The following is a 10,916-nucleotide window of genomic DNA, read 5'->3' as shown; positions in this document are numbered from 1 at the left end:
CTCCGTCGCGCACATCCTGGAGCACATGGGCCTCGACCAAGTGGGCACGCACGGCACCACGGCAGCGCTCGCACTGCTTAACGACGCTGTCAAGAAGGGCGGCATGATGGCCTGCTCCCGCGTGGGTGGTCTGTCGGGTTCCTTCATCCCGGTTTCCGAGGACAAGGGCATGATCGATGCGGTGCGCACCGGTGCCATCTCCATCGACAAGCTGGAGGCCATGACCTCGATCTGCTCGGTGGGCTTGGACATGATCGCCATCCCGGGTGATACCTCTGCTGAGACCATCGCCGGCATGATCGCGGACGAAGCCGCCATTGGCGTGATGAACCATAAGACAACCGCCGTGCGCGTTATCCCCGCCCCAGGCACCAAGGCTGGCGACGAGGTCAACTTCGGCGGTCTTCTAGGCTACGCTCCGGTCATCCCGGTTAACCAGGTAGGCAACTCCACCTTCATCAACCGCGGTGGCTTCATTCCGGCACCGGTGCACGGTTTCCGCAACTAGTCAGCGCACGAAAGTCTGCATCGCCGCCCAAAGCAATGGGGTGTCCTTAACGTGGCCGTCGCGAAACCACGCTTCCGCACGGTCACGTTGCCACAAGTTCATTGCACGCGCCGGATTAGATGAATCTAATGCTTCATCGGCTGCAAGAATCAGTCGCCGCAACGGTGTAGAGGGAAGGTATGAATCCGTGGGTATCGTCCACGAAGCAGCGATGACGTACTGAGCGCCCCGCAAATGCGCGGCCAAAGACAAACCCATGGGTTCGAGAAAAGTATGGTCGGTACCAGAACCACACCCAATGAATGCCACGTGTTCAGGGAACACGAACTCTTCATCGCTTAGAATCTCACCGGCGGTCAACGGATCGTGCTGCCCCGTGTCATCAACACAACACAAGTGGAGTGCTGATGATGCCCCTGAGGAGGTGAGGTCCTGTCCCACGCTAACGTGTCCCACGTACAGAAAAGCGGAAGCTTTAGGCAGTACGGACTTGAGCCACCGGCGATCTAGATCACTACGTCTAGCTAGTTCAGAGAAAACGGTCGCTGTGGGAATAAGGTTTCCAGTTCGCCGCCCTAAAAGTGCTGCTAGTTCATCGTTGTCTTGGGGTGGTCCCAGGACCGAGCCCAACGCCGAAGTCGGTTGGTATCCAGGAACTTTAGGATCGATGACAGCTACAACCCCGCGCCGTGTTCCGTTAACACGCAAACGCGAAGCTCCTTTATCGCGGCGTTTCGCAAGGCGGGAAGCATTGCGGGGAATAGCTATAGCGACGTCCGCAAAGTCCAAAAGTAGCGTACGATGATTTCCTGCAGTTTCTGTTTGAATACGCAGGAGTGCCCATGGAATCCGAGCTGCAGTTGGAGATACATGGATCTTCATGCAAACGCGCTCGGCGCCATGCCCAGAACGTCGAATTAACGCTTGGGTCAGTTCAGTGGGAAGAAGACCATCAGCTAGTCTTGCCCCAAAATCCGCCGATTCTTGTGGAGAGGCCAATGGACCACTCAAGGCGCGGTCGAGCGCTTCCTCCGCAGATTCAGCAGGGCGAGCATTGGGCAATGCCTCCTCATAAAAGTTGAGAAGAGTCTGGCGTAGCGCTGGGTCAAGACGAGACGCGTGCGCGTCTTCCTCTCCTTCCCAGCGCCACGTGATCCAGCAAGTGCTTGCCTCAGCAAACCACAAGGTCAGGACTTGTTGCCCACTCACCACGTCTTACCTTGATTAACCGCAGGTAATCTTCAATTCGAACGGCTTCGTTTCCATGCTGGTCGGGTTTTGTGGATCGGTCACAATGCCCTCACCCGACACGGTGTAGCTGTCGCCTTCCTTCGTCGCCGTAGCGGAGCCCATCGGGCTACCCTCAGCGTAGGCCAGGGTATTTCCATCTGCATCCATCATTCCGACACCCTTCACCGTGGGGTTATCATCGGTGGAAAGCATTGCGGAGATACCAGCTGTACCGGAACCTACTGCGAGATTCATCGTGCCAGCTGCCTCCTGGCATACGATGGTTTCGTCTTCTACCACGATGGCCTGGCCATCAACTGTGGCTTCATAGCTTCCACCGATTGAAGCGGTTTTCGCATCTGCATTTGCAGACTCATCTTCGCTGTCGTTTGATTCTGCATTCGCATCAGAATCTGTACTAGAGTCTTCAGTCTTTTCAGCCTCGTTGGCAGCAACTTCGGTGGTAGCGTCCGCAGACTTTTCGCCGTTGTCGCCTTCAGATTGAGAACAGGCAGCGAGCGTTGTCAACGAGACGGCGGCAAGAAGAGATACGAGAGACTTAGTGATCTTCACTGGAGTTCCTTTCTTTGCATTTAGCTGTGCATTCGAGTGCCAGCTAGCCTCAGTATTGGAGAATGCTAGCTCTACCACTCACAAAACTGGTCCCCCAAAGGGGGGGGGATTCGATGCCTTCAATCAGTAAAGAGCAACGCACTCTTCGGCAAAGCTCAACCTGTCGCGAGCTCGCAGTCGCTCCTGAGCAAAGGCCCTAATACGGTTGCGCACTTCCTGGCTCTCGTTGACATCAACCCCAACTTGTACGACCACGTCAGTCCAATCTTGAAGCCATACCTCAGCTACCGTGAGACCTAACGGCACAGACGCGAACCCCCGCTTGTCGAGATATCCGTGGGCTAATTCCTCAGGTCCGCGAAGCACCCGCACCTCAAGGCCTTCACCGTTTGACTGCTTATCAGCGAGTAATACTTGGATGTCTAGCACCGGATTCGGAGCCGCTTCGACATGCCAGTGAACGGGATTCTCTGTCGCATCAACTACATGTGCTGGCAGCCCTTGCCACGCCGGGGAGGATGTACCACTAAAAATGGGGCCCGTGATCGCACACTCTTGAACTGTGCCCGCGACCAAAGCATAGTCAGATTGTGCCTGGTTGTCCCTTGTTCTGTTTAAGGACACTGAGGTGTCCTCAGTACGAGAAAACTGATACCCGTCGACGATTGTTTCTACCTGCATAGCCACGTCGTTCATCTCACGAACCAGCCCCTCATCACTCAGCTTGGGTACCCCATCAACGGCACTGGTCGGCCACCAATCTCGTAGCCACTGGCCATGAGCGAGCTTTCGAAGCGCCAGTAACGTCTCCAGATTCCATTGAGCAGCGACATTGAATGCTTTTCGCATGTTGGGGTTCTGCGCCGACTGTACAAATTCAACATGGGCAGGCTCTCCGATGAGTTCCCACAGCCAATCGCATTCGTCTTCGTCAGTGATCGTGATGCGTGGCCGGCTCCTTTCGGGCTCGTCGATATTCCACTCCAATAGCGCTCCCCTAGCTTCAACAGCTTGGATAAGTGGAAACTCTGAGAAGCTAATAACGCCCGATGACCAGGCTCCATCTTTCAATGTCCACCTCATCAGGAGCTCCTCTCAAGAGACTTACGGATTCTTGCGCGGTGGTCAAGAATGACAGAACGGGTAATGCCGGTCAGCAATTCTTTAGGGCTTTCAGCCGGGGGACGTGGCCTAATTTCGCGACCGTGTAGTCGAGACCATAAGCGGTTCAACCAAGGCTTCCAGAAATCTTGCAAATCAGCAACGACCTTGGTTTGGTCAGGATGAATGGCTCCCCCAGCACATAATTGGCGTCGCAAGTGCATTACATATGCCTCCCTCCGTATTCTTTGCTGGAGCTCACCTACAAAGCCCTCTGCCGCTCCGCCGTCGTCAGAATCAACGTGAAGCAGCGGAGTTAGCTGAGGTGCTATCACCGTGCCAACAAGAAAAAGCGCTTGGCTTCGGGCATCGTGGAGGCCAAATGCATCCACTACCCTTTCAATCTCTTCGATCACGATTTCCGCTGCACCAACCTCTGAGTCTGCGTCCCGATGCCGAATTAACGCTGCCCGCACGCGCTGTTCAATGGTCCGGTCAAGCGGAAGAAATGCCGAACCTAACAACTCTGGTGGAACAAGGGGATCCTTCTCAGAAAGAGAAACTGTTTGCGTTTTAGGGACAATAGCTTCCAGAAACTTCTCAATAATTCCTTCTTGATCTCGCATTTCAAAAGCGATAGCCCGAACGTCTTCTGTAGCCACAAAAGCTTCAAGACGCTCCCCTGACTGATCAAGAAGAGCAAGCGCTAGTCGTTCACTAAGTCCATGAGTTTGAGGGGGTACTCTTCTGTTGTACCAAGAGGAAGTCCATGTCTTCTCCGCATAGTCATGCGTTTCCTTTGACCTCAGCACCTCCATCACTTCTCTCGTGCTGGGGCCAATCGTGTGTATGGAATCTAGTAGTGCACTAACGAGCTCGCTTACATCGCCCTCGGGGGCTCCCCTAGTAATGGCGAGCTCATAAGCTCGGGGATAATAAAGCTCCTGGGGATTCCCTTCCGAGATTCCCAGTGCTTGTCTCATTTCCTTGAACTCGAGATACCACAAGGACGTCCATGACAACGCCTCTCGGGAATCAACCAGAAGCTGGTACATCTCGGCAGCGTCCGCGGGGTTCAACAGTGCCTTGGCGAGATGCTTTCGTTCCCGCGGCCTAAAAACTAGTGGATCAAGTAGACATTTCTGTGTTCGTGCCAGAGGCAGACCCTTCTTATTTACTAGCGCAGGTGCGTCAATCTCTGCGGCGGTCCACGCATCCGCAATTACTGCAGTGCGTGGTCTCAAGGTAGCCATGGGCTTCGTTACCTCTCAACATAAGTGTCCAAATCATCGACAACAAATTCCAATCTGTGCTGAGATTATAGTGTGTTCGATTCCATAAAAGTGCGTACTTCGGCACGAGCTTTCAGAGCTCGATGTGAGGAAGCAAGCTCGAAAATGCGGGCTGGCGACGATTCGTGGCGAGAAACCCCTGCCCATTGGAATTCCACGAAATTAACTAATTCGGAACAGTGTTCTAAGGGTGTCTCTGAGCTCAGCGACCTACTCTTAGAATTTCCTCAAGTCACTCGTGAAGCCAACCTTGCTTTGTCCATCGACGTTCTCCACGGAGCCCTTTCCACTATTGAGAGGAAAAAGCTAAAGGTCGACGACCCGTCTCAGTTGATGCGCCTCGAAGACCAACAATGGGCAATCACATTCAGCGTCGCTCAATCGCTTCGTTTCGCCAATAAGCTAGAGGAAGCCGAAAAGAGAATCGCTGCACTCGAAGAACTAGCTCCGCGAACACTTGAACCTGTAAAACGCACTTTCCTAACAAAAATTGAACGTGCTGCGTTGTTTATGTGCCAAGGACAACACAATCAGGCCGCTATAGCCTATCGAAACATACAAGCCTTAGCTCGAAGTCTCGGCACTTCTTATCTTGGAATCGTTCTTTTAGGAGTGGCACAAACCGAAATGATGCTTGGTGATTATGCCGCTGCTGAGCTAAACCTCAACCGTGCAGAACCTTTGATAGGCGAAGATCCGAACCACGCGCCAACCCTGCAACTTACACGCGCTTATTTGCGTCTCTTGAGCGCACATCCAGAGTGGGTTAGCAGTGTTTCGCTTGCTATCGCACAAATTGGAACAACCATAGTCACGGTTGAACCGCAAGTTAGCAAACAAATAATGCTTATACAGGCACATCGATTACATCTCGAAGGCCGCCACGATGAAGCTTTACATACACTCGAAGCGTGTGCAGCCCTGGCGTACGACCAACATGACGTTTGTTTCTTCTCTGATGTCTTGCAACAGCAGGCTTTCGTACACCAACGCCTTGCACATGCCACTAGCGATGTTGATGAGGCCGCACAACATCACCGGATCGCGATGCGAAAGCTCTCGCAGGCCCGCGCCATTCGTCAGGAGCACGGGCACAAATTGTCTACGGCATCGATCGATGTGACGGCAGCCGAGTATATCGTTCAATGGCACGATCGCTATCACGGTGTGTCTCACAATGAACTTAGCGAAGCCTTCCAGCGCATCATCGCGGCTATGCGGACTATTTATAGTGTCAGCCAAAGCATTGCGGAGAGCAGAACCCGCTATAGGTTTGTACGTTCAAGGTTGCGACATGCCTTTGAAGCCGCTTGTTCATTGGCACTTTTCCTTGGGGATACTCCAGCGCTTTCGGCCCTCATCGTAGAAGCCACCGCACAGTATGACTGGAGCGTAGTTCACAAGGCTGACACCGATAACTGAGAACAACCTATCCGGTGGATGAGGAGTTGGCCTACTAGTTTTCGAATGTCGGCGCTGTTGCCCCGGGCCCCCTCATTGAGGCACCCAATACTCTCCTCGACCTCAGTGAGCCGGTCCAAGCATCACCAGACGGCTCCCCATGGCAGCACGCTCTCCCGACGAAGGTAACGAAGGTCCGTTTTATGGTGCTGCTTCTCGGTAGTCGCTAGCGTTGCGTAGTTGCTCCTCAAGCTCCGCAATTATCGGCAAGGCCAGCTCGTGGGTGAAATGGCTTCGGAGCGCCTCGGTGTCCCCTTCGGCATCATTGACCTCTCCCTCGCCCCCACTGCAGAGCTGGATGACTCCGTCGCGCACATCCTGGAGCACATGGGACTCGACCAGGTGGGCACGCACGGCATCACGGCAGCGGTCGCGAGCTTAACGACGCCGTGAAGAAGGGCGGCATGATGGCCTGCTCCCGCGTGGGTGGTCTGTCGGGTTCCTTCATCCCGGTTTCCGAGGACAAGGGCATGATCGCCATCCCGGGTGATACCTCTGCTGAGACCATCGCCGGCATGATCGCGGACGAAGCCGCCATTGGCGTGATGAACCATAAGACAACCGCCGTGCGCGTTATCCCCGCCCCAGGCACCAAGGCTGGCGACGAGGTCAACTTCGGCGGTCTTCTAGGCTACGCTCCGGTCATCCCGGTTAACCAGGTAGGCAACTCCACCTTCATCAACCGCGGTGGCTTCATTCCGGCACCGGTGCACGGTTTCCGCAACTAGTCAGCGGACGGGAGTCTACATCGCCTTCCCAATAATCACGTGAACAAACAAGTGCTGGCCTCTCTACACCACGGGGACGGCACTTGTTGTCGATTCACCCCGACTCACTCCGATTAGCTACAGGTAATCTTCACTTCGAATGGCTTCGTTTCCCCGGTGGTTGGATTACTCCCATTAGACAAAAGGCCCTCACCCGACATCGTGTAGGTGTCGCCTTCCTTCGATGCCGTGGCAGATCCCATCGGGCTGCTCTCGGCATATGCCAACGTGTTCCCCTCCCCATCTACCATTCCGAGAGCCTTGACCGTTAGGTTTTCATCAGTACTAAGCACGGCGGTTATGCTGGCTGTACCAGCCCCTTCGGGTGCTACGGTCAGGTTCATCGAACCAGCTGCCTCTTGACATAGGATAGTTTCGTTTTCAACTTCGATCGCCTTTCCATCGACCGTGGCTTCATAGCTGCCGCCTGTTGAACCGACCTGATCGTCTGATCCTGCAGTGGACTCTGCGTCGGAGTCAGTGCTATCGGCAGACTCTGAGGTTGCGGCGGAATCTACGTTGGTGTCTTCGGAAGTTTGCTCACCTCCAGCTGCAGCTTGGGTGGTATCAACTGCTGATTTCTCGCTGACGTCACTGTCAGATTGTGAACACGCGGCGAGCGTTGTCAACGCGATAGCCGCTACAAGAGACGTAATAGACTTAGCTACTTTCATTGGCTTTCCCTTCTTTGAGTTTGGCCACTCATGCGTGACGCAGATAACACAAACACTAGTGAAGGTTCGTTTGGCGGGGCGCAAACATGCTCCCCCACGCGGGGGTAATCAAGCTCAATGGTGTTGATCAATGAAGAGTGACGCCCCCTTCGACTAGTTCACTCCACTGACCGCTTGACCCTCACACAATGTGAGGGTTTAGTTTGGTCCTATGAAGATCTCAGACGTTGCCGCGGTCGCTGGTTGTTCAGTGCGATCCGTGCGCCATTTGCACGAGACGGGTGCGGTTCCCGAACCAGCACGCACCAGCGGAAACTATCGCGATTACTCGATCTCCGATCTCGCCGCAGTTGTTCGTGCGCGAGCACTGATCGACGCCGGCGTTGCCGTTGCTGATGTCTCCTCTCCCGATGCCATCGAGCGCTCGTTCGCCATTGTGGACGAAAAAATCGCTCGTCTGCAGCGACAACGTGAGAAGCTGCGTGCTTTGGCCGCAGCACCTCATGGAACCCCCAACGATATTCGAGAGTCCTTGAGCGAAGTTATCGAAGACCCAGCAATGCTGCAGCTGGAATTGGACTCCTGGGATCTCATGGCGCTTACCGGCGTCGCTACATCAGCGACCTGGGAACAGCTTCGAAAGAACCTCGCTGACGACGATTGCCGTGCAGTTCTCCGCAGAGTTGAAACCTTGTGGCGAGAGCTTGGCTCGCTGTCTCCGCGTGATCGTAGGGTTGCGCTTATCGTCGAGACGCTGCGCAACATGGGCGAACACGGGCTGATGCGAGGAATCTACCCAACGCTGCTGCCTGGCAACGCTTCGCTGACCGTGACTGATGCGCCGACGACTGGTGCGCAAGGTGTAGCACTCGAGGCTTTGGCTGGAGGATCACGTGACTAGCATCTGGCGATGTGTAGAAAGGCATCCTGGATTTCGCCTTGCCAAGTATGAATTGGGCCTCTACCGGGATCTGTGGCGCTGGATGCGAGGACAAACGCTACTTCCAGTTGGCGCCGTGGCACTTCCCCACCCTCCTGGAAGGCTCCACATGCTTGGCTTCATCACCGCGATATTGCTGGTTGAAATGGTAGTTGTTCACCTTCTTTTACCTGCGGGCGTTCTGCGAATTGTGGCATTGCTGTTGTCGCTGTGGGCCATCATCTTTGTGTGGGGCCTGATTGCCGCTGAACGCATTCGCCCCAGTTATGTCACCGAAGACCTCACGGTTTTGCGGCGCGGGAAAACAATCTTCGTTGAGGTACCGATGGCTTTTGTCCGCACCACACAGGCGGACCGCACCTTCGAATCAGCGGTTATCCTAAGCAACGACGAGCTCATAGTAGGCGGCCCAGCCGGGACCGATACTCTCCTCGACCTCAGTGAGCCGGTCCAAGCATCACCAGACCGCTACCCATGGCAGCGTGTTCGCTCGATGGAGGTTACGAAGGTGCGCTTTTATGGTGCTGCTTCTCGGTAGTCGCTAGCGTTGCGTAGTTGCTCCTCAAGCTCCGCAATCATTGGCAAGGCCAGCTCCGCGCGTTCGGCATCAATTCCCCACTTCTCCGGTTCACTGCGGACCATGTGGGCTGTGGCCTTGAGAAAGCGGGCGAAGTTTTCCACGACGGCGCGGTTGTTGTTGCGCACGCCTTCGGTAAGCACGGTATTGCTTAGCCTTTCGATCCAGATTTCGAGGATGTGGAGCGAGGTGCTTTTGCCAATTGTGGTGCAGGCAGCACGCGCAAGCCGCAAGCCCTCATCGTCATGCCACACTCCTCCGGGGGCGCGAAGGCGGCACGAGATGATCGCTGCGCCTTCGACGGCTGGGATCATCCCCTTGCGAACACAGGTTTCTACATAGTCAGCGCCGTAACCAACGGCCATGATAGGGCCGATGTCTTTAACAATGCCGCGTGTGTCATCCTCCGTGACATACCACGCGCGGAAGGTGAGGTAGTCCTCGTAGTGGAAGTGGCCTGCCTCCGCCAGCGCGTTGAGCAACCGAGCGGACAAAGCCTTCGTCCACACCTTGTCTGTACGCAAGTAGCCGCTGAGGCGTTCACGAATCTGATCAAGATGGTCATCCCACTGACCAGACTCAATGCCCTCTTTCAATTCGGTATAGGCCCAGTCCACGCGGACCTCAGGTCGTTTGCTCACTAATCCGGTGAGCAACGGTTCAATAACGGAATCGAGGTTATTGGCGGTGTTCATGACTTCTTCCTCTCCTGCGGCAGCATGCCGGGGTCTGACCACTTCTAGACCCTGTGCGTGGGAAGCGGAAGGACCCAAGAGAAGAGTCTTGAGCGGTGTGTGGTTGTGGCCCCGATTCTAGCGCACTATAGGTTTTCTGGAAGACCAAGAAGAGATGCTGCGCGCAGAAACTCTCGATGGGCGCTGTCAACATCGACGGCGGTGACCAACGCAGCATTAGCGGGCCGACCCCAGTGACCGCGCAGGTCCGCCACGCTCGTTCCGCGCAACCACTCCGGTTCACTGACTACCCGTACGGTGGTCGAGGTGGAAAAGAACGGGACCTTCTGCAACGCCACCATGCAGGTGAGCAGATCATGTATCTGAGCCTGATAACCCGAGCCGTGCGCCTCGTGGAACTCGAAGTAGAAGCGCATGATCTCCGGTAGAACGTCCGCCACTGGGTGCTGCGCGAGCGCTTCACGCAGCCGTTCCAGCTGCGTCGGGCCGAGGAGCATCGTCTCAGTGACGTTGAGTGGGCACAGCGTGGTGGGCTTCGAGGTGGATTCGAAGAAGTCGCGCGCAGCATGCGGGTCGACCCAGAAGTTCCACTCCGCCGTTGGCGTGGTGTTGCCGGGATAGTTCACAGCACCACCCATGATGGTGACACCGGGGAAGCAGGCGTAGTCGGCAGCGTGCTCCGCAGCAAAGTGCGCGGCATTGGTCAATGGTCCGGTCACGATGAGCTGCGCGTTGCGGTCCGCAGCTTCGGTCCAAATGCTGGTCCACTCGGCAGGCTCAGCACTAGCGTGCCCCTCCGGCACGCTCAGGTACCCAAGACCGCTTGGGCCGTGAGTTTCCGGAGTGGTTACCAGCTCCACCTGGCTGGGCTCCGGAAGCCCCGCCGCGACGGGCACCTCATCCAGGCCACACAGTTGCAGGATGTAGGCAGCATTGCGGGTGGTCTGTTCAATCCCGACGTTTCCAGCGGTGGTAGTAACACCGACCAGTTCGATCTCTCCGGCGCGGTGAAGCGCGGCGAGGTAGATCAACGCTAGGGCATCGTCGATACCGGGGTCGCAATCAAGGAGAACAGGCTGGGCAGTCATGCCCGAAATT

The 10,916-nt window shown here is 55.6% G+C and carries 11 protein-coding genes and 1 pseudogene; 5 read left to right on the top strand and 7 right to left on the bottom strand.

All coding sequences use genetic code 11. The features are described from left to right. Positions 1-508 (top strand): DUF711 family protein (locus tag HMPREF2565_RS06960; protein ID WP_141745894.1); only part of this gene is annotated, 508 nt, incomplete at its 5' end. On the opposite strand, the gene HMPREF2565_RS13415 is transcribed toward HMPREF2565_RS06960, so the two are convergent. From HMPREF2565_RS13415 to HMPREF2565_RS06945, 4 genes are all read right to left on the bottom strand, one after another. After that, entirely contained in the window at positions 509-1,717 is a 1,209-nt protein-coding gene (locus tag HMPREF2565_RS13415) for a CHAT domain-containing protein (RefSeq protein WP_158010568.1), read from the bottom strand. Between the two features lie 15 nt (positions 1,718-1,732). Beyond that, positions 1,733-2,311 (bottom strand): lipoprotein LpqH, encoded by a 579-nt coding sequence (locus tag HMPREF2565_RS06955; RefSeq protein ID WP_070547412.1) that lies wholly within the window; start codon positions 2,309-2,311, stop codon positions 1,733-1,735. A gap of 123 nt (positions 2,312-2,434) precedes the next feature. Then, positions 2,435-3,394, bottom strand: coding sequence for a hypothetical protein (locus HMPREF2565_RS06950; RefSeq protein WP_071407068.1), 960 nt, complete (start codon positions 3,392-3,394; stop codon positions 2,435-2,437). After that, positions 3,394-4,467, bottom strand: coding sequence for a hypothetical protein (locus HMPREF2565_RS06945; RefSeq protein ID WP_141745893.1), 1,074 nt, complete (start codon positions 4,465-4,467; stop codon positions 3,394-3,396). Before HMPREF2565_RS06945 ends, HMPREF2565_RS06950 begins: the two co-directional genes overlap by 1 nt. A 342-nt stretch (positions 4,468-4,809) precedes the next feature. Here HMPREF2565_RS06945 and HMPREF2565_RS06940 point away from each other — a divergent pair, with 342 nt between their 5' ends. Together HMPREF2565_RS06940 and HMPREF2565_RS06935 are read left to right on the top strand one after the other, a co-directional pair. Further along, positions 4,810-6,126 (top strand): tetratricopeptide repeat protein, encoded by a 1,317-nt coding sequence (locus HMPREF2565_RS06940; RefSeq protein ID WP_071407066.1) that lies wholly within the window; start codon positions 4,810-4,812, stop codon positions 6,124-6,126. 234 nt (positions 6,127-6,360) lie between these two features. Beyond that, positions 6,361-6,893: pseudogene (locus HMPREF2565_RS06935) on the top strand (DUF711 family protein); the annotation flags it as partial. Positions 6,894-7,006: 113 nt separating this feature from the next. Here HMPREF2565_RS06935 and HMPREF2565_RS06930 read toward each other — a convergent pair. Next, positions 7,007-7,606: a lipoprotein LpqH gene (locus tag HMPREF2565_RS06930; RefSeq protein WP_071407065.1), complete on the bottom strand. Its 600-nt coding sequence runs from the start codon at positions 7,604-7,606 to the stop codon at positions 7,007-7,009. Positions 7,607-7,817: 211 nt separating this feature from the next. On the opposite strand from HMPREF2565_RS06930, the gene HMPREF2565_RS06925 reads away from it, so the two are divergent. Further along, entirely contained in the window at positions 7,818-8,507 is a 690-nt protein-coding gene (locus HMPREF2565_RS06925; RefSeq protein WP_071407064.1) for a MerR family transcriptional regulator, read from the top strand. Positions 8,508-8,655: 148 nt separating this feature from the next. After that, positions 8,656-9,084 carry a hypothetical protein gene (locus tag HMPREF2565_RS06920; RefSeq protein WP_232745289.1) on the top strand — a complete coding sequence of 143 codons (429 nt, stop codon included), beginning with the start codon at positions 8,656-8,658 and terminating at the stop codon, positions 9,082-9,084. Here HMPREF2565_RS06920 and HMPREF2565_RS06915 read toward each other — a convergent pair. Further along, the gene (locus HMPREF2565_RS06915) at positions 9,063-9,818 is read right to left on the bottom strand and encodes a hypothetical protein (protein WP_071407063.1); all 756 of its coding nucleotides are present in this window, start codon (positions 9,816-9,818) and stop codon (positions 9,063-9,065) included. The two genes, HMPREF2565_RS06920 and HMPREF2565_RS06915, sit on opposite strands and share 22 nt — an antisense overlap. Positions 9,819-9,943: 125 nt before the next feature. Then, a complete protein-coding gene (locus tag HMPREF2565_RS06910) occupies positions 9,944-10,906 on the bottom strand; it encodes a nucleoside hydrolase (protein ID WP_071407062.1) in 963 nt (320 codons plus the stop codon). Between the last annotated feature and the right edge of the window lie 10 nt (positions 10,907-10,916).

It is taken from the genome of Corynebacterium sp. HMSC072A04, from assembly GCF_001809235.1.
Taxonomy (GTDB): domain Bacteria; phylum Actinomycetota; class Actinomycetes; order Mycobacteriales; family Mycobacteriaceae; genus Corynebacterium; species Corynebacterium hiratae.
Note: the sequence above shows the minus strand (reverse complement) of the source record. Positions and strands in the feature narration are given on the sequence as shown.